This is a genomic window from Streptomyces sp. NPDC048434 (assembly GCF_043200375.1).
GTDB lineage: Bacteria > Actinomycetota > Actinomycetes > Streptomycetales > Streptomycetaceae > Streptomyces.
In genome coordinates, this window is sequence record NZ_JBICXQ010000001.1 from 189,593 (window position 1) to 207,177 (window position 17,585).

General features: G+C 71.5%; 18 protein-coding genes. 8 read left to right on the forward strand and 10 right to left on the reverse strand.

Annotation, left to right across the window (positions count from 1 at the left end; translation table 11 throughout):
- Positions 1-160: 160 nt before the first annotated feature.
- Positions 161-829, forward strand: coding sequence for an ABC transporter (locus ACGFWI_RS00735; protein ID WP_393903708.1), 669 nt, complete (start codon positions 161-163; stop codon positions 827-829).
- 633 nt (positions 830-1,462) lie between these two features.
- Here the strand turns inward: ACGFWI_RS00735 and ACGFWI_RS00740 are convergent.
- A complete protein-coding gene (locus ACGFWI_RS00740; RefSeq protein ID WP_393903709.1) occupies positions 1,463-2,839 on the reverse strand; it encodes an alkaline phosphatase PhoX in 1,377 nt (458 codons plus the stop codon).
- Positions 2,840-2,945: 106 nt separating this feature from the next.
- Positions 2,946-3,578 carry a TetR/AcrR family transcriptional regulator gene (locus tag ACGFWI_RS00745; RefSeq protein ID WP_393903710.1) on the reverse strand — a complete coding sequence of 211 codons (633 nt, stop codon included), beginning with the start codon at positions 3,576-3,578 and terminating at the stop codon, positions 2,946-2,948.
- 4 nt (positions 3,579-3,582) lie between these two features.
- Here ACGFWI_RS00745 and ACGFWI_RS00750 point away from each other — a divergent pair, with 4 nt between their 5' ends.
- On the forward strand, positions 3,583-4,584 hold the full coding sequence (locus ACGFWI_RS00750; RefSeq protein ID WP_393903711.1) for a hypothetical protein: 1,002 nt from the start codon (positions 3,583-3,585) through the stop codon (positions 4,582-4,584).
- A gap of 36 nt (positions 4,585-4,620) precedes the next feature.
- Here the strand turns inward: ACGFWI_RS00750 and zapE are convergent, their stop codons facing one another.
- Positions 4,621-5,739 (reverse strand): cell division protein ZapE, encoded by a 1,119-nt coding sequence (gene zapE, locus ACGFWI_RS00755; protein ID WP_393903712.1) that lies wholly within the window; start codon positions 5,737-5,739, stop codon positions 4,621-4,623.
- Positions 5,740-5,806: 67 nt separating this feature from the next.
- Between zapE and ACGFWI_RS00760 the strand changes: the two genes are divergently transcribed.
- Both ACGFWI_RS00760 and ACGFWI_RS00765 read left to right on the forward strand, forming a co-directional pair.
- Positions 5,807-6,631: a dihydrofolate reductase family protein gene (locus ACGFWI_RS00760; RefSeq protein WP_393903713.1), complete on the forward strand. Its 825-nt coding sequence runs from the start codon at positions 5,807-5,809 to the stop codon at positions 6,629-6,631.
- Positions 6,632-6,788: 157 nt separating this feature from the next.
- On the forward strand, positions 6,789-7,268 hold the full coding sequence (locus ACGFWI_RS00765) for an indole-3-glycerol phosphate synthase (RefSeq protein WP_393903991.1): 480 nt from the start codon (positions 6,789-6,791) through the stop codon (positions 7,266-7,268).
- A gap of 32 nt (positions 7,269-7,300) precedes the next feature.
- Here ACGFWI_RS00765 and ACGFWI_RS00770 read toward each other — a convergent pair whose 3' ends face one another.
- Positions 7,301-7,987, reverse strand: a complete 687-nt coding sequence (locus ACGFWI_RS00770) for an ABC transporter ATP-binding protein (protein WP_393903714.1) — start codon at positions 7,985-7,987, stop codon at positions 7,301-7,303.
- Positions 7,984-9,105 (reverse strand): ABC transporter permease, encoded by a 1,122-nt coding sequence (locus ACGFWI_RS00775; RefSeq protein ID WP_393903715.1) that lies wholly within the window; start codon positions 9,103-9,105, stop codon positions 7,984-7,986. Before ACGFWI_RS00775 ends, ACGFWI_RS00770 begins: the two co-directional genes overlap by 4 nt.
- A gap of 185 nt (positions 9,106-9,290) precedes the next feature.
- Between ACGFWI_RS00775 and ACGFWI_RS00780 the strand changes: the two genes are divergently transcribed.
- The 4 genes from ACGFWI_RS00780 to msrB all read left to right on the forward strand — a co-directional run bounded on the left by ACGFWI_RS00780 (position 9,291) and on the right by msrB (position 13,116).
- Positions 9,291-10,532, forward strand: coding sequence for a sensor histidine kinase (locus tag ACGFWI_RS00780; protein ID WP_393903716.1), 1,242 nt, complete (start codon positions 9,291-9,293; stop codon positions 10,530-10,532).
- Complete coding sequence (locus ACGFWI_RS00785; RefSeq protein WP_393903717.1) at positions 10,529-11,170, forward strand: response regulator; 642 nt, start codon at positions 10,529-10,531, stop codon at positions 11,168-11,170. Before ACGFWI_RS00780 ends, ACGFWI_RS00785 begins: the two co-directional genes overlap by 4 nt.
- Before the next feature lie 125 nt (positions 11,171-11,295).
- Positions 11,296-12,693, forward strand: a complete 1,398-nt coding sequence (gene murC / locus ACGFWI_RS00790) for a UDP-N-acetylmuramate--L-alanine ligase (RefSeq protein WP_393903718.1) — start codon at positions 11,296-11,298, stop codon at positions 12,691-12,693.
- A 15-nt stretch (positions 12,694-12,708) separates the two neighbouring features.
- The gene (gene msrB / locus ACGFWI_RS00795; protein ID WP_393903719.1) at positions 12,709-13,116 is read left to right on the forward strand and encodes a peptide-methionine (R)-S-oxide reductase MsrB; all 408 of its coding nucleotides are present in this window, start codon (positions 12,709-12,711) and stop codon (positions 13,114-13,116) included.
- An 80-nt stretch (positions 13,117-13,196) separates the two neighbouring features.
- On the opposite strand, the gene ACGFWI_RS00800 is transcribed toward msrB, so the two are convergent.
- From ACGFWI_RS00800 to ACGFWI_RS00820, 5 genes are all read right to left on the reverse strand, one after another.
- Positions 13,197-13,610, reverse strand: a complete 414-nt coding sequence (locus tag ACGFWI_RS00800; protein WP_393903720.1) for a hypothetical protein — start codon at positions 13,608-13,610, stop codon at positions 13,197-13,199.
- Between the two features lie 609 nt (positions 13,611-14,219).
- Positions 14,220-14,645 (reverse strand): hypothetical protein, encoded by a 426-nt coding sequence (locus tag ACGFWI_RS00805; protein WP_393903721.1) that lies wholly within the window; start codon positions 14,643-14,645, stop codon positions 14,220-14,222.
- A complete protein-coding gene (locus ACGFWI_RS00810; protein WP_393903722.1) occupies positions 14,642-15,352 on the reverse strand; it encodes a vWA domain-containing protein in 711 nt (236 codons plus the stop codon). The genes ACGFWI_RS00805 and ACGFWI_RS00810 overlap by 4 nt, the downstream gene beginning before the upstream one ends.
- A 22-nt stretch (positions 15,353-15,374) precedes the next feature.
- Positions 15,375-16,556: a lipopolysaccharide kinase InaA family protein gene (locus ACGFWI_RS00815; RefSeq protein ID WP_393903723.1), complete on the reverse strand. Its 1,182-nt coding sequence runs from the start codon at positions 16,554-16,556 to the stop codon at positions 15,375-15,377.
- Positions 16,553-17,506 carry a PP2C family protein-serine/threonine phosphatase gene (locus tag ACGFWI_RS00820; RefSeq protein WP_393903724.1) on the reverse strand — a complete coding sequence of 318 codons (954 nt, stop codon included), beginning with the start codon at positions 17,504-17,506 and terminating at the stop codon, positions 16,553-16,555. The genes ACGFWI_RS00815 and ACGFWI_RS00820 overlap by 4 nt, the downstream gene beginning before the upstream one ends.
- Between the last annotated feature and the right edge of the window lie 79 nt (positions 17,507-17,585).

Here is a 17,585-nt window from a genome sequence, read left to right on the forward strand (position 1 = left end):
ACGCCGAAGCCGAAGCCGAAGCCGAAGCCGAAGCCGAAGCCGAAGCCGAAGCCGAAGCCGAAGCCGAAGCCGAAGCCGAAGCCGAAGCCGAAGCCGAAGCCGACACCGACACCGACAACGCCCCCGTACTCGCTCCCGTACCCGACGAGGCTCCGCTCCCGTGATCGCTCTCCTCCGCTATCAGGCGGCGCTGCTTGTCGGCTCGCACCGCTGGCTGCCGCCGGTGATCCTCTATGCCGCCTGGCTGGCCATCGGCATCCGGAGCGGCGGCCCGATCCTCGACGGGTTCGGCTATGCCGCCGGCGGCCTGCTGCCGGCCGCCGCATGGCTGACCCGGGTCTGCGTCACCAACGAGCCGCCGGCCGCCCGCAATTGCACCGCGACGGCCGCCGGGCCCGGCCGGGTCCACCTCGCCGCTGTGCTGACCGCGGTCTGCACCGCGCTGCTGCTCGGACTCCTCGGTACTGCGCTGGTCACGCTGCTGTCCGATCCGCACTCCACCGACCAACGGGTGGCCGTCCCGGTCCTGCCCGCTGTACTCGCCGGGTTGCTCGCCGCGCTGGCGTGCCTGTTGATGGGCACCGCGATCGGCGCGCTGAGCAACTGGCCGGTGCTGCGCAGTCCCGGCTGGAGCATCCCGGTGGGCATGCTCGCCGCCCTGCTGCTGCTCGTGCTGAGCGCCTCGCCTGCGAACGCCGCCCTTTCGGGCCTGGTCACCGGCTCCCTCTACGGCACGATCACTACTCCGTGGCTGCCGCTCGCCGCCACCATCCTGATCGCGACCGCCGCCACCGCCGTCGCCTGCGCCCTCAGCTCGCGCCGGGGTTGAGGGGCTGGTTCGTGTCGGGGTAGAGGCGTTGGCTCCTGCTGGGGTTGAGGGGCTGACTCCTGCCGGGGTCGAGGCGTTGGCTCGCGTCGGGGTTGAGGCGCTGGCTCCTGCCGGGGGAGCGGCTGGGCGGACGGGTGGGGGTGTGGCGCCGGGGTATTGCGGTCCGGCCGGGACCGGGCTCGGGTTTCTCCCCCGCCCCCTCCCCCTCTCCCCCTTCGGGGGAGGGGGCGGGGGTGGGTTCGGGGGTGGGGGGAGCAGGCGTACGCTCGAAACCATGCCGGGCACCGCCGACCACCCCACCACCCCACCCGCGGGTTTGACTGCCCACACGGGTTCCACTGCCCAAGCGGGCACCACTGCCCAAGCGGGCACCACTGCCCACACGGGCACCACCCTTCCCACGGGTTCCACTGCCCACACGGGCACCGCCCCTCCCGCAGGCACCACCCCCCACGCCGACTGTCTGCAATGCGGCCGGCCGACCGAGTACCCGGTCGACCGGCCCGGCATCGTGCTCTGCCCGGTCTGCGAATGGCAGGAGGCCCAGCGGTCCGCCTGCTCCGGCTGACGGGCTCCCGCGAGGTCAGTGCTGACGGGCCCCTGCGGGGTCAGTCCTGAGGCGCTTCCGCGGCGTCAGTGGTGCCAGGGCCCCGTCACCGCGAACGTCGTCCCCGGCGTATAGCAGTTGACGTACATCGTCCGGTGGTCGGGCGAGAAGGTCACCCCGGCGAACTCGCCCCACTCCGGCTTCTCAGGGGTGCCGATGTTCTGCCGGCCGCGCGCCATCGCGTAGACCTCGCCGCGCCGGGTGAGGCCGAAGACGTGCTGGGCGCCCTCGCCGTCCTCGCAGACCATCAGGCCGCCGCTGGGCGCGAGGCAGATGTTGTCGGGGGACTCGCCGGGGAGCTGGAGGTCGCTGTCCGGGCCGAAGACGACGACCTGGGTCAGCTGCCGCTTCTTCGGGTCGTACTTCCACACCTGCCCGTAGTGGTCGGCCGCCGAGCCGGCGGCGCGGTGCGCGAAGCTGGAGACGAAGTAGACGCAGGAGCCGCCCCAGTAGCAGCCCTCCAGCTTCTGGGCGTGGGTGATGCCGCCGGGGCCGAAGTCCTGGAAGCGGATCGGGGTCTCGCGGGCGAGCGGGTCGGGCACATCCACCCAGCTGACGTGGTCGAAGGTGGCGCCGGGCTCCTGGATGGTGGAGAGGTCGGGCACCCCGGGGGCCCGCAGCGCCTGGAGGCGGCCGCCGGCCCGGAGCGAACCGCGGCCGCCCATCGGCTTCTTGGGCAGAAAGCGGTAGAACAGCCCGAACGGCTTGTCGAAGGCGTCCTCGGTCTCGTAGACCGTGCCGGTACGGGGGTCCACGGCGATCGCCTCGTGCTGGAAGCGTCCCATCGCCGTCAGCGGCACGGCCCCGGTGCGCCTCGGGTCGTACGGATCGACCTCGAAGATGAAGCCATGGTCCTTGGTGTAGTTCTCCTCGCCGGCCCGGAGCTCGGTCTCCTCACAGGTCAGCCAGGTGTTCCACGGGGTGTGGCCACCCGCGCAGTTGGTGGAGGTGCCGGCGATGGCGACCCGCTCCGAGCGCACCGCGTTGTCCGGGCCGAGTTCCAGGGCCGTACAGCCGCCCTCGCCTCCGGGGTCGTAGGTCAGATCGCGGACCCGGGGGACGGCGGAGCGGGAGCCCGTACGGTTCTCGTGGTTACGGACCAGGCACGTGCCGCCGCGGCCGCCGGGAGAACCGGGGAAGGCAGCCATCCCGTCGCAGTTGCTGGGCACCTTGCCCTCCCCTGAGGGCAGTGGGTCGCCCTCCCGGGAGAGGACCTTGTAACGGAAGCCCTGGGGAAGGTCGAGCAGGCCGTCCGGGTCGGGGACCAGCGGGCCGTAGCCACGCTGTCCCATGCTCTGGGCGGTCGCGGTCCCCGTGAAGAGCTCCGTGAGGCTTCCGGAGAAGGCGATTCCCGCTCCCAACGCACCGGTTCTTGCCAGGATCTGACGTCGTGTCGCAGGCATGGGCAACTCCCTGTTGGCGGACAGGTGACGTGACCCGCCTGTGTGTACCACGCACCCGCGCCGCCGGGAACCAGGCGGCGCGCCGTGGCGGTTTGCGGTCCCGCGGTCAGCGGTCCCCGTCCGCCTGGCCGTCGGGCCTGCCGTGATGGGCGATCAGTGGCAGGAAGATGTCGTCGACGACCCCGGTGACGTCGGCCTTTGTGGGTGCCTGATGGGTGATCAGCACCTGGCCGGCCACGAGGGCGACCGGGAGCGTGACGACCCGGGTGGGAATGCGGGCGGGATCGAGTTCACCGCGCCGGGCCGCGCGGTCGAGCAGCTCCGCCATCGCACCCCCGCCGTCCTGGCGTGCGCGTTCCGCCATGAAGTCGCTGAGGTCGCTGCCCCGCGTCCGGCCGTCGGTGAGCACCTGCAGGACGGGCGCGATCTCCGTCAGACGGGTGGTGACCTGCTCCAGCAGGGCGAGGACGTCGGTGCGCAGCGCGCCGGTGTCGGGCGGGGGCGGGGGCAGCGGCGGCGTCTGGTGGCGCAGTGCGGCCAGGACCAGGTCGCGGCGCTGGGGCCAGCGGCGGTAGAGCACCGTCCGGCTGGTGTGGGCGCGGGCCGCCACGGCCTCGTACGTCAGGTCCTGATAGCCGACGGCGAGGAGCTCTTCCCAGGTGGCCTGGAGGAGCGCGGCCTCCAGTACGGCGCCCCTGCGCCGGCGTCCCGAGGGCTGTGGTTCACCCTTTGCCGGCAAGGGCGTGCAGTACGACACCGGGACGTATCCCAACGGCGAGACCACGAACCCGGCGTTCACTCCGGATCTCGCGGCACGCGACATGCGGATCATCGCCGAGGAGCTGCACTGCAACACCGTGCGCATCACCGGTGGTGACCCCGCACGGATCAGCGCGGCGGCCGAGGCCGCGGCGGAGGCCGGGCTCGCGGTCTGGTACTCGCCGTTCCCCTGCGAAATGACGGAGGAACAGCTCCTGCCGTACTTCGTCGACTGCGTGGACCGCGCCGAGGTGCTGCGCCGCGCCGGGGCCGATGTCGTGCTGGCCACCGGCTGCGAGATCAGCATTTTCAACCGCGGCTATCTGCCCGGCGAGACGTTCAACGACCGGATGGAGACGCTGCGCGCGGCACCGGAAGTGCGTGAGCAGGCGCTCGCCGTGATCCCGGAACGGCTCAACGCCTTCCTCGCCGAGGTCACCAAGGCCGTCCGGCCGCGGTTCGGCGGTCCGCTCAGTTACGCGTCGATCCCCATCGAGCACATCGACTGGACGCCCTTCGACCTCGTCGGTGTCGACGCGTACCGCAACACCCGCAACGCCACCACCTATCGCGAGGACCTGCGGGAGTACTTCGCGCACGGCAAGCCGGTCGCGGTCACCGAGGCCGGCTGCTGCGCCTACCGCGGGGCCGGTGACATGGGCGCGGCCGGCTGGCTCGTCGTCGGGGCGGACGGCACGGTCACGCCCGGGACCGTACGGGACGAGGGCGAACAGGTCCGCTACATGGGCGACTTGCTGCCGGTCTTCGAGGAGGAGGGGGTCGACACGGCCTTTTGGTTCAGCTTCGTGTGCTACGCGCTGCCGCACCGGAAGGATCCGCTCAGGGACGTGGACCTGGGCTCGTACGGGATCGTCAAGGTGCTGGACGGGGAGCGCGGCACCACGTACCCCGATATGCCCTGGGAACCGAAGGAGGCGTTCCACGCCCTGGCCCGGCACTACGGGGGTGCCGGGCGGACGGGGTAAACGGGGCCGGACCGAGGAGTGCGGGCCGGACCGGCCCTAGGCGGCGCCCTCGGCCAGCGGCTTGGCGTCGCGCGCCAGTGCCGTCAGCCGGGAGATCGCCCGGAAGTACTTCTTGCGGTAGCCGCCGCGCAGCATCTCCTCGCTGAACAGCTCGTCGAAGGCCTTGCCGGAGGTCAGCACCGGTACCTCACGGTCGTAGAGCCGGTCCGCGAGAACGACCAGGCGCAGCGCCGTGGACTGGTCGGGCACCGCCTGGACGTCCGTGAGGCAGACCGCCTCGATGCCGTCGCACATCGCGCCGTAGCGGCTGGGGTGCACCTTGGACAGATGCTCCAGCAGGGAGGGGAAGTCGTCGAGCGAGGCGCCGGGCGTGCGGTACGCGGTGCGGGTGACGGTCTCCTCGTCGTACGGGGCGGGCGCCTCGGGCAGGCCGCGGTGGCGGTAGTCCTCACCGTCGATCCGCAGCGGACGGAAGTGGGCGCTCAGGCCCTGGATCTCCCGCAGGAAGTCGGCCGCGGCGAACCGGCCCTCGCCCAGCTTGCCGGGCAGCGTGTTGGAGGTGGCGGCCAGCGCCACACCGGCGTCCACCAGCTTGCCGAGCAGGGTGGAGACCAGCACCGTGTCACCGGGATCATCCAGCTCGAACTCGTCGATGCACAGCAGCTTGTGCTCGCCGAGGGTGCGCACGGTCTGCTGGAAGCCGAGCGCGCCGACGAGGTTGGTCAGCTCGACGAAGGTGCCGAAGGCCTTGCGCTCGGACGGGGCGGGGGTGGCGTGCCACAGGGAGGCGAGCAGATGCGTCTTGCCGACGCCGTAGCCGCCGTCCAGATAGACGCCGCGCGGGCCCCGGGGAGCCGCGGGCTTCTTGGCGAACCAGCGCCGCTTGCCCGAGCTCGCCCGGCCGGCGTCGATGCTCTCCGCGAAGTCGCTCAGGACCTGGACGGCCTCGGCCTGGCTGGGCTGCTTCGGGTCCGGGAGGTAGGTGTCGAAGCGGGCGCCCTGGAAGCGCGGCGGCGGCACCATCTCGGCCACCAGGCTGTCGGCCGGGACGTGCGGGGCGCGGGCGGTGAGCGCGGCGGGCGCCGCGTCGTCACCGTCGGCCGGCGGTCCGGCTATCGGGTCGGGCTGCGGGGAAGAGTGCTGGGAAGGCGACACAGCCGTCCAGCCTATCTCGTGTGCGGTGGCCGCCGGTCCGGTGAGCGAGGCATGTCACACTGCCGCCATGCGACGCCTGTTCCCCCTCTTCGCCCCCTCCGCCGCGGCCTCTGACGCCGAGAACACCGTGGTGGGGGCACTCGGCCCCGTGGACCGCCAGTGGACGCTGGACGAGCTGGCCGACGCCTATGCCTACCCGGCGGCGGACGATCCGGTGCGCTCGGGGCGCACCGGCTGGCTGCGCGCGAACATGGTGTCCTCCGTGGACGGCGCGGCCCACCACGAGGGCCGCTCGCAGCCGCTCTCCAGCGATGCCGATATGCGGATCTTCGGGGTGCTGCGCGGACTCGCGGATGCGGTGGTGGTGGGTGCGGAGACGGTGCGGCAGGAGGGCTACCGGCCGGCCCGTGCCCGGGAGGCGTTCGCCGCCCGCCGGGCCGCCGCCGGCCAGGGCCCGGCCCCCGCCATCGCCGTGGTGAGCGCCGGTCTCGGGCTGGACTTCGGCCTGCCGCTGTTCACCGAGCCGCTGGTCCCCACCCTGCTGCTGACCGGCGCGGGCGCGCCGGCGGACCGGGTGACGAAGGCCCGTGCCGCGGGCGTCGAGGTGCTGTTCGCCGGTGAGGGGCAGGGCGTCGATCCGGCCCGGGTGGCCGGGGTGCTGGCCGGGCAGGGCCACACCCGGCTGCTCACGGAGGGCGGGCCGATGCTGCTGGGGCAGTTCGCGGCGGCCGGCGCGCTGGACGAGCTGTGTCTGTCGCTGGCTCCGGTGGTCGCCGTGGGCGATGCGCCGAGGATCATGAACGGCCCCGCCGTTCCGGTGCCGGAGCGGTTCGCCCTGGCGTCGGTATTGGAGGAGGCCGGGTTCCTCTTCACTCGTTACCGTCGGTCCTGACAATCGGCGGAATTACCTGTTCCGCTTAGCTTCCGTTGGGCACACTAAAAGCCAACAGGTCCCGCACGGCGACGGGGCAGGATGGTGTCTGTCGGGCTCCGTGCCATGCGGTGCCCCGAAGAGAAGAAGGGCGTCCGTCGTGTTCACGAGCGTATTGATGATCGAGAAGCCACTGACGCCCGCCGATGTGGAGTTTGTGACCACCCTGCACGGCGATGACCGGATCTCGTTCGTCGTGCTCATGCAGCCTCGCGGCAAGCAGGATGTTCTGCTACGGGCCATCGACGATGTCGCCCTCGGCGAGTTCGACGACGCCGTACGGGAGGGCGAGGAACCCGGCGGCGCCCGGTCGGAGGCCCCCGCCGAGCTCGCCCTGGCCCACACGCTGCAGGCGCTGCGCGACACCGGCGCGCAGGCCGTCGGACAGGTGGTCGAGGACCATCCGCTGGACCTGCTGCGGTCCGTCGTCGACGAGACCACGGCGGACGAGGTGATCGTGCTGACCACCCCGCACTTCGTGGAGGAGTTCTTCCACCGCGACTGGGCCTCCCGCGCCCGCCACAAGGTCGGTGTCCCGGTCCTCAAGCTCTTCTCGCACGCGGCGGACGACCAGCCCCAGGGGACCGCCGGAGGCTGAGCGGCCCACCGCCGCCGGTCCCGTCCGTGCGGTCAGGGGCGGGCGACGGGCCGCGGGCGGAGCCGGCCGTCCCGCACCTCGGCGATCGCGTCCGCCGCGTCGAGATGCGCAGGGTCGTGGGTGACCAGCACCGTCGCGGTGGCGCGCTCGCGGGTGAGGGTGCGCAGCAGTGCGAGCACCGCGGCGCCCCGCTCCTGGTCCAGGGCGCTGGTCGGCTCGTCCACCAGCAGCACCGCGGGCTCGTTCATCAGCGCCCGCGCGATGTTGATCCGCTGCCGCTGGCCGCCCGACAGCTGATGCGGCCGCCGGCCGGCCTGGCCCTCCAGGCCCACCGCTGCCAGCAGCTCCCGCGCCCGCGCCCGCGTCTTACGGGCCGGGTGGCCGTCCAGATGGGCCATCACCTGCAGCTGTTCGGCGGCGGTCAGCGACGGCAGCAGATTCGGCTGCTGGAAGACCGTGCCGATGGTGGTGCGGCGCAGCGTCGTCAGTGCGGCGCGGCCGAGCCCCGCGGTGTCCGTGCCGTCGATCACCAACCGTCCGCGGTCCGGGCCGATCAGCGTGGCGGCGACCGCGAGCAAGCTGGACTTGCCGGAGCCGGACGGGCCGATCACCGCGGTCAGACATCCGGGGGGCACGGTCAGCGAGACCTCGTCCAGTGCGGTCAGCCGGGCATCGCCGTCGGGGTAGGTGAGGGTGACATCGGTCAGTTCGAGGCTCATCGGGCACTTCCCAGGGCGGTCAGCGGGTCCACGGACGTGATGCGGCGGACGGCGAGCGCGGCGCCGGCGGCACCCAGCGCGATCATGATCAGGGCGGGGACCAGCACGGTGGACGGGGCGAGCACAAAGGGCACCGTGCCGCCGATCCCGGCGCCCACCGCGGCCGCCACGGCGGTGCCCAGACCGGTCCCGGTCACCAGCAGGACGACGGCCTGGCCGAGCGCGTCCCGCAGCAGAGCGCGGGTCGAGGCGCCCAGCGCCTTCAGCACGGCGACATCGCCGCCGCGCTGGATCGTCCACACCGTGAAGAACGCCCCGATGACCAGCGCGGAGATGGCGAACAGAAAGCCGCGCATCAGCTGCAGGGAACCGTTCTCCGCGGCGAACGAGCCGATGGCCTGCAAGGCGTCGCCGGTGCCCACCGTCCGCGTGCCGAGCGCCTTGTCGGCGGCCGGCAGCCCGGTCGCCGACGAGGTGGAGAGGGCGAGCACGGTCGCGCCCACGGAGTCGCCGGATGTGCCGTCCTTCCCGGAGACGGAGCCTTCACCGGCGGCCGGGCCGGGGCCGCCCGCCAGCCGCCGCCAGTCCTCCAGCGACGTCCAGATCACCGGCGTATGGCTGTACATCGCCGCGCCCGACACCGCCGCGACCCGGAACGTACGGCCGCCGAGCGTCAGCGTGCCCCCGGCCCGCACCCCGAGCGAGGCGGCGGCCTTCCCGGACAGCACCACCGCACCGTCACCCACCCGCCGCGGGGCCGTCCCCGACCCCGGCCGCACCCCGAAGGCCGACACCGCGGCGGTCCGGCCGCCCGCCTGGGCCTTCGTCGTCGCGATGCCCAGCGGGTCGGCGCGCCGTACACCCGGCACCCGCGCCCAGGCCCGTACGGTCCGCTCCGTCAGCCGCGAATCGGCGAAGGCGACGCCCCTGCCGTCGGCGGGCGCCGAGAACACCAGATGGTCGGCGGGCAGCGCGGTGATCGCCGAGGTGTTCTCCCGGCCCAGGCCCGCCGTCAGGCCCGACAGCAGACCCACCAGCATCGTGATCAGCACGATGACGGTGCCCATCAGGGCGAACCGCCCCTTGGCGAATCTCAGGTCCCTCCAGGCGACGAACACAAGCGATGCCCTCCTCGGATTCGGGTGCCGGACTCCACTGCCCGGCGGCCGGCCCCCACCGTCGCTCCCCGGGCGGGTCGCGGACATCGCGCCGGGGAGTGGTCCGCCGGGATCGAAAGGTGTGCCCCGCGGTCAACCCTTTGGTTGATGCCGCAGGTGGGGCGGGCACCTAGCCTGAGGGGGCCGTGACCGAAGAAGCCGTGACCGCTCACTCCCTCACCCCCGTCCTGCGGGTCCTGCGCAGCTGCCTGCATCTGATGGTGGCCGCGCTGCTCGCGCTCGCCGCCGTACGCGCCCTCGCCGCGCACGCCCCGAACGCCCCGGCCGTGATCACCACCGCGGCGGCACTGGGCGCCGTGTACGCCATCGGCCCCAGGTGGCCCCGTCTGCGCGGCTCCACCGGCGCCGCCGCCCTCTGGCTCGCCGCCGTCGCCCTGTTCTGGCTGGTGCTGCTCGCCCTCACCCAGGACGGGGTCTGGCTGGCCTTCCCGTTGTTCTTCGTCCAGCTGCATCTGCTGCCGCTCCGCGCGGCACTGCCCGCCGTCGCGGCCACCACCGTCTTCGCCATCGCCGGATTCGGCCTGCACACCCACACCCTCGGTGTCGGCACGGTGCTCGGCCCCGCCCTGGGCGCCGCCGTCGCGGTCGCCGTCGTCCTCGGCTACCAGGCCCTCTACCGGGAGAGCGAACAGCGCCGCCGGCTCATCGAGGAACTCACCGCGGCCCGCAGCGAACTGGCCGCCGCGGAACACGCCGCCGGCGTGCTCGCCGAACGTGAGCGGCTGGCCCGCGAGATCCACGACACCCTCGCGCAGGGCCTGTCCAGCATCCAGCTGCTGCTGCGGGCCGCCGAACGCGCCCTGCCGCAGCGGCCCGGCACCGCCCTCGGCCATGTCCGGCAGGCCCGCACCGCCGCCGTCGGCAACCTCGCCGAGGCGCGCCGCTTCGTGCGTGCGCTGAGCCCGCCCGACCTGGAGACCGGATCGCTGCCCGCCGCCCTGGAGCGGCTCTGCGCCACCACGGCCCGTACCTCCGGTCTCCCTGTGCACTGCCAGGTCTCCGGTGCGCCCACCGCGCTCCCCACCGCGCACGAGGTCGCCCTGCTGCGCATCGCCCAGTCCGCGCTCGCCAACACCGTGCGGCACGCCGGTGCCGGACGCGCCGAGCTGACCCTCAGCTACATGGACACCGAGGTCGCGCTGGACGTCGTCGACGACGGCGCGGGCTTCGTCCCCGCCGAGGTGCCCGCCCCCGGCTCCGCCGCGGCCGCCGGCACCGGCTTCGGCCTCGCCGCGATGCGTGCCCGGGCCCGCGCCCTCCGGGGAACCCTCGCCGTCGAGTCCGCCCCCGGAGAAGGCACCGCCGTCGCCGTCACCCTCCCCTGCCCCGCCGCCGCGCCCGACGCCATCCCGGAGGCCGCCCCGTGACCGCGACGGACACCCCCATCCGGCTGCTGCTCGCCGATGACCACCCCGTCGTACGCGCCGGACTGCGCGCCGTCCTGGAGACCGAGGAGGACTTCGAGATCGTCGCCGACGTCCCCACCGCCGAGCAGGCCGTCGACCTCGCCGCGCGGCTCGCGGCCGACGTGGTCCTCATGGACCTCCAGTTCGGCGGCCGGATGCTCGGCACCCAGGCCACCGCAGCGATCACTGCCCGCCCCGGCGCCCCACGCGTCCTCGTCCTGACCACGTACGACACCGATGTCGACATCCTCGCCGCCATCGAGGCCGGCGCCACCGGCTACCTCCTCAAGGACGCTCCGCCGGAGGAGCTGGCCGCCGCGGTACGCACCGCCGCCGCCGGGAAGTCCGCGCTCGCCCCCACCGTCGCGCTGCGCCTCATGGACCGGATGCGCACCCCCGCCACCGCGCTCTCCCGCCGGGAGACCGAGGTCCTCCAGCTCGTCGCCGACGGTCTGTCGAACGCGGCGATCAGCAAACAGCTCTTCCTCAGCCAGGCGACCGTCAAGTCCCACCTCGTCCACATCTACTCCAAGCTGGGCGTGGACTCCCGTACCTCCGCGGTCGCCGCCGCCACCGCACAGGGCCTGATCCGCCGCTGAACGCCGCGCGCCGGGCCGGTCCTCGCGGCCTGCCGGGGTCCACGGACCGGCACTGTCGGTGCCGGGTGCGAGAATCATGGACAGCACCACCGCTCGCGATGATCGACGATCAGGGAGACCCACCCATGGCACCCGCCATCCCAGCCTCGATGGACCGGCCGCACTTCATCGGCATCGGCGGAGCCGGTATGTCGGGCATCGCCAAGATCCTCGCGCAGCGCGGCGCCCAGGTGGCGGGCAGCGACGCGAAGGACTCCGCGACCGCCCAGGCCCTGCGCGCCCTCGGTGTCACGGTCCACCTCGGCCACGCCGCCGGTCATCTGGCCGCGGACGCCACCAGCGTCGTCGTCTCGTCCGCGATCCGCCCGGACAACCCCGAGCTGGCCGCCGCCCACGAGCGCGGCATCCCGGTCGTGCACCGCTCCGACGCGCTCGCCTCCCTCATGGACGGCCTGCGCCCCATCGCCGTCGCCGGCACCCACGGCAAGACGACGACGACCTCCATGCTCGCCGTCTCCCTCGGCGCCCTCGGCCTCAAGCCGTCCTACGCCATCGGCGGCGACCTCGACGCCCCGGGATCCAACGCCGAGCACGGCTCCGGCGAGATCTTCGTCGCCGAGGCCGACGAGAGCGACCGCAGCTTCCACAAGTACGCCCCCGAGGTCGCGATCATCCTCAACGTGGAGCTGGACCACCACGCCAACTACGCCTCGATGGACGAGATCTACGAGTCCTTCGAGACCTTCGTCGGCCGCATCCGCCCCGGCGGCACCCTGGTCATCGCCGCCGACCAGCCCGGCGCCCGCGAGCTGACCGCCAAGATCTCCGGTCGCCACGACATCGAGGTCGTCACCTACGGCGAGTCCCCGGACGCCGACGTGCGCATCCTCAAGGTCAACCCCCGCGGCCTGACCAGCGATGTCACCGTCACCCTCACCAGCGGCAAGATCCTCACCTTCACGGTCTCCGTCCCGGGCCGGCACTACGCCCACAACGCCGTCGCCGCCCTGGCCGCCGGCGTCGCCCTGGACCTCCCGCCGCACAACCTCGCCTCCGCGCTCGGCAAGTACACCGGCGTCAAGCGCCGCCTCCAGCTCAAGGGCGAGGCGGCCGGGGTGCAGGTCATCGACTCCTACGCCCACCACCCCACGGAGATGGCCGCCGACCTGGAAGCCATCCGCGGCGCCGCCGAGGGCTCCCGGGTACTGGTCGTCTTCCAGCCGCACCTCTTCTCCCGCACCCAGGAGCTGGGCACCGAGATGGGCCAGGCGCTCGCCCTCGCCGACGCCTCCGTCGTGCTGGACATCTACCCGGCCCGCGAGGACCCGATCCCGGGCGTCAGCAGCGCCCTGATCATCGACGCCGCACGCACCGCCGGCGCCGATGTCACCCCCGAAAGCGACCAGGCCGCCGTCCCGGACGTCATCGCCGGAATGGCGAAGCCCGGTGACCTTGTTCTCACCATGGGCGCGGGCGATGTGACCGACCTCGGCCCCGCCATCCTGTCCCGCCTGGGCAGCTAGCTGAGGAGGACCCAGATGCCGTACGAGATCGACAAGCCCGACGAGCAGTGGCGCGCCGAGCTGACCCCCGCGGAGTACCAGGTACTCCGCCAGGCCGGCACCGAGCCCGCCTTCGTCGGTGAGTACACCGACACCAAGACCGAGGGCGTCTACTCCTGCCGCGCCTGCGGCACCGAGCTCTTCCGCTCCGACACCAAATTCGCCAGCCACTGCGGCTGGCCGTCCTTCTACGACCCCAAGGACTCCGACGCCGTCGAGCTCATCGAGGACCGCGGCCACGGCATGGTCCGCACCGAAGTCCGCTGCGCCCGCTGCGGCTCCCACCTGGGCCACGTCTTCGAGGGCGAGGGCTACCCGACCCCCACGGACCAGCGGTACTGCATCAACAGCATCTCGCTGCGGCTGACGGCTGACGAGGGCTGACGGCGAGGGGGAGGACGGGCGGGGCCGGGTGCGATGACCGGCCCCGGCACGTCCCCCGTCGGCCCACTTCGGCCGGCGGCCTAAGAGGGTGACGACACGGGCGTGAGCTTCTCCTGGCCGATGCGGCGGCCCGACTGGTAGATCGTCACGACTCCGTCGTGGATGCGGTAGCGGTACGGGTCGTTGTGTGCCTCGTATCCGTCCGGCGTCTTTTCCGCGGGCATGGCGATTCCGCGCTCCCGATGATCACTGAACTCTCCGTAGTAGAAGAGCTTGTCGTCCTCGGTGCGGCAGAGAATGATCGATTTGTTCTTCGTGCGGAACGCCTTCACCAATGCGGCGCCGTCACCACCCGGCAGCACCGAAGCGATCCGCTCGGGGCACGAGGGAGGACCGCTCTTGGCGGATGACGCTCCGGGCCCGCTCATACCGCTGGAGAGCGCGTCACAGGCCTTGCTCAGTAGGGGAAAGGCGATGAGGAGCAGGACTCCCAAGACGCACCCCGTGCCCTTGCCCCTGGACTTCGGAGCCTTGTAAACGGGTGGCCGGTAGCCAGGCGCGGTGGTCCAGGGTGGTGGCGGCGGCGGGACGGGCGGTGGCGTCATGCCGGGTGGGGGAGCCGGGGCGGTGGGGGTGTAGCCGTGCGCTGCCGCCGACGGGTAGAAGACTTCGCCTCCCGCAGCCCGGGGCGGGGCGCTCGGTCCGCCGGTGCTGGTGCTCTTGCGGGGTGGCGACGTACGGGGGGTGTCCGTACCGCTCCTCGGCCGGGACGTCGACGTGCTCGTCCGGGCACCGGCAGGCCCCGTGCCGGACGGCTTGGCGGTGGTCTTCTTGGCCGACGGCCGCTTGGGCGCGGCCTTCTTCGCCGCTTTCCATCCTGTCCCGCACACGATGCAGGACAGATCGCTTCGGGCGTTGTTCGTGTCGCATTGACGGCATTGCCAATCGGCCGACGGCCGGGCGGCTCCCGGCCGCTTGGCCGCCGGCGCAACGCCTCGCTTTGTCTCGCAGGCCTCGCACGCCTTCAGATCGGGATCGTTGTACGTATCGCATGCCGTACACCGCCAGTTCGCCCCCGACACCCCTCTCCCTTCCCCCGGCGCCTAGGACGCCGGTTCTGCTTCGATCCGGTGGAACACCTCGGCGTAGAGCTCCTCGGCAGGAGCACCCGCAGGGGAGACGAGCCAGTCCTGGCCGGCGGAGGGGACTCGGGTCAGCGGCTCCTCTTCCGCCTCCTCCGATGTCACGTTCCTGATCCCGTACTCGCGCTCAAGAGTCGCCACGAACTGCTGTGCCCGCGCGGCGAATTCGGGCGGGACATCTGCCAATGCCACGACGGTGCCACCGGATTCCTGATTTTCCCGCCGGAACTGGAATACGAGCTGTTGGCTGCCGTCCTGCCCGCGCGGCCTGAACCTCACCGCGACACAGCGGTCGATGAATACCTCCAGCCAGGCGAAGCCCCGCCAGCTGAACTTCAGAATTCCTTCGGCTACGCTCAGCTCAAAACCCGGCAGCTCCAGGTTCACAGGCTGTTCGCAATGGTCTCGATGATCTCGTCCATCTCGAATTCCTCAAGTCCTTCACCCGCCTTGGACTCGAAGTGCAGCGTCAGGTCCCACTCCTCGGCGATGGGGTCCGACCACGGGCTGCTCTCGGGCGCGAAGAGCACCAGCCGCTTCGCCGACTGCTCCATCACCGCGCTCTGGCTGCGCGCATAGCCCCACTGCTCGAAGAGTTCGTCCATGCTGCGCGGAATCGAGGAGGGGTACGACTGCGCCGAGGCACCTGCCGTGCCCAGCGGGTGGGCCGGCGCGTCGGTGAACATCACGACCACGTGCCGCCTTCGGTCGAGCCCCCTCTCCCAGGGCGAGTTGATGGCGAGAGCCAGTGCTTCGAGGCCGGACTCCGGGATGTCGCCGCCGCCTGCGGCATCGATTCCCCGGACGAAGGCCTCGAAGGCGTCGGACTGCGCGGGCAACTGGAGGAAGTCCGTCTGCTCGATGGCATTGGACGGATCGTCGCCGAAGTCACGGAAGGCGATGACCTTCAGCCTGAGCTGACTGATCGCCTTGCCCTTCTTCGCCATGACGTCATGGAGACGGTCATGGAACTGCAGCGAACTGGACTTCACCGAGTCGAGGACGGGGAACATGCTGGCGGTCGCATCGATGCACAGCACGATGTCGACCGCGTACTGAAGGTTCCCCTGATACTGCTCGACGTTCGCGTTCATGTGGTGCCTCCTTGGACTGGCGTTACGGCTTGCGGCGATCGCCCAGGTTGATCCGCACCCTGGACGTCCTTCGCGCGGGGGACTCGGGCTCCTTTGGCGGCGTCGGAGCCGCCGTGGGTTCGGGGCCGGAAGCGGGTGCCGGAGCGGGCCCGGGCGCGCCGGCGGTGGGACGCGAGCTCCTGCCGCCCGTGAGGTTGGCGCGGATGCGGCTGGTGCGTGGTGCCGCATCGTCCGGTTCCGTGCTCGTTGCCGCGGCGCCCGTACCTGCCGGCTCCGGATCCATCGGTCCCGAGGTACCGGGCCGCCGGTGCTGGAGCGCACAGACCTGAGGGTCCTTGAGCGCTTTCAGATAGGTGGCCATCCGTGGCCGGCGCCCCGGTTCCCGCGTCGTCATGGCTCGGATCAGACCGCGCATGGAATCCGACAGGCGCGCGTCGATGGTCAGCTCGTCGCCCGCGTTGACCGCGTCCGCCGGGGAGCCGTACTGCTCGGCGTGCCCGGGTGTCGCACCCGTCAGGTAGTAGTGCGTCATCAGCCCGAGAGCGAAGATGTCCACCGCCGTCGTGAGGTGCTCGGGCCGGACGGCTCCTTCTTCCTGTACGTAGTTCCGCCACTCCGGTGCGCCGTAGAGGGAGTCCCCGGCGATGTCCTGGGGCCCCGGCGGAATACGGGACACATAGGCGTCATCGAAGTCGATCAGCTTCGCCGTGTGGAAGGCCATGCCCTCCCGCTTCTGCACCAGCACGTTCAGCGGCTTGAGATCACCGTGCACCACATCGATGTCGTGCAGTTGCTGCAGGCTCATCCCCAGGGTCTTGAGCAGCACCGCTTTCTGGCGCGGCTCCAGTGCCTGCGGCTTCTCCAGCGTAGAGGTGTCGATCCGCTCGGTGACCTTGTAGTACGTGCTGCCCTCGTGGAAGAAGTCCTTGGCGAGGACGAGATTGCCGCCGCCCCGGGCATCGGGGCGCAGCCGCTTCATGATGGTGCGGTGCCGGTTCTCGAACTCCTCGCACACCTCCAGGCGGATACGCCGGCTGGCCGCGCTCGCCGTGGAGCCCTCGCGAGGCCGTTTGGGCTCCAGGAAGCGCTTCAAAAAGAACTGCCGGCCGTCCTTCTCCGCGAACGCCCACATACACTTGCCGCCATTGGCATTGGTCGGCTCGCTGATGATGCGGTAGCCCGCGATCACATCCCCGTTCTTCATGCCTGCTCCTCCGGCAGCGGTGGAAGGAACGTCTCGTAGGCGGCGCGGTAGGTGCGCCAGGTCTCGTCCTGCCAGCCGCGGATTCTCTCCGTCTGATCGGTGCCCTGGGGCCTTCCGCGGGCGTAGCGTTCGCGCACGGTGACATACCGGTCCTCAAAGGCATCGCGGAGGTGTGTCACGTCTTGATAGCCGAGTGCGATCAGAGCCATGGAGGCGTCGTCCGCGGTGTAGCCCTGCACCTCACGACGGATCAGGTCGGCCCATTCGTGCTCGTTGTTCGCCTGCATCAGGGTGCTGAGCAGTACGTACTCGAACTCTGCCGGTGTATGGACGTATCCGAAGAAGCCGTCGGTGGCCGCCAGAAACACACAGGGAAGCTGGAACGACATGCGCTGGACCTCCACCACGAAGTCCCGGTCCGCGCAGATGGAGTTGGTCATCGGCGGATCCGAGCGCAGCAGTTCGAGCGCGTCGCTCTCGTGGGTATGGTCGCGCGTGAGTACGCGTAGCCCGGCGCCGGGCTGCAGAGTGTAGGCGCGGGAGTCTCCGGCCCAGAGCGCCTGCCACTCGATGGACCGGTCCTCGTGCATCTGGTACTGCACGGCCGCGAGCGTGGTGGGTAGTCGGCGACGCATCGTCCCCACGATCTTGCTGCGCCGCTGCGGTGCCTTGGACAGGAAGTACTTGAGGTACTGGGTGAGTTGTTCGGGCGTATCCGCCTGACCGCCCTCGACGACATCGTGGAACCAGCAGTCGGCAGCCAGCCGGGCCACTCGCGAACCGACCCATGCGCCGGTCCGAGTCTCTCCGTCCGGCGCCTGCCACGCGGGCGAGGAGCCCGCGCCACCGGATCCGTCGAAGACCGCGAGCATGCCCTGCTGCGTCCCGAAGTGATGGGCGACGAAGGGTTCGGCATCTTCGCCGCGTCCGGGAATACGCTCGGTCCACACGACGAGCGACTGAAGACCCGTCGTCCCGTGGTGCCACATCATCTGCGGTGGTGCCGACCGGTTCTCCTGCACGGCGTCG

Coding starts and splice junctions, on each gene's coding strand:
- ACGFWI_RS00740 (WP_393903709.1), bottom strand. CDS start 2,839: ATGCCTGCGACACGACGTCAGATCCTGGCAAGAACCGGTGCGTTGGGA.
- ACGFWI_RS00760 (WP_393903713.1), top strand. CDS start 5,807: ATGCGACGCCTGTTCCCCCTCTTCGCCCCCTCCGCCGCGGCCTCTGAC.
- msrB (WP_393903719.1), top strand. CDS start 12,709: ATGCCGTACGAGATCGACAAGCCCGACGAGCAGTGGCGCGCCGAGCTG.
- ACGFWI_RS00770 (WP_393903714.1), bottom strand. CDS start 7,987: ATGAGCCTCGAACTGACCGATGTCACCCTCACCTACCCCGACGGCGAT.
- murC (WP_393903718.1), top strand. CDS start 11,296: ATGGCACCCGCCATCCCAGCCTCGATGGACCGGCCGCACTTCATCGGC.
- ACGFWI_RS00765 (WP_393903991.1), top strand. CDS start 6,789: ATGATCGAGAAGCCACTGACGCCCGCCGATGTGGAGTTTGTGACCACC.
- ACGFWI_RS00815 (WP_393903723.1), bottom strand. CDS start 16,556: ATGAAGAACGGGGATGTGATCGCGGGCTACCGCATCATCAGCGAGCCG.
- ACGFWI_RS00810 (WP_393903722.1), bottom strand. CDS start 15,352: ATGAACGCGAACGTCGAGCAGTATCAGGGGAACCTTCAGTACGCGGTC.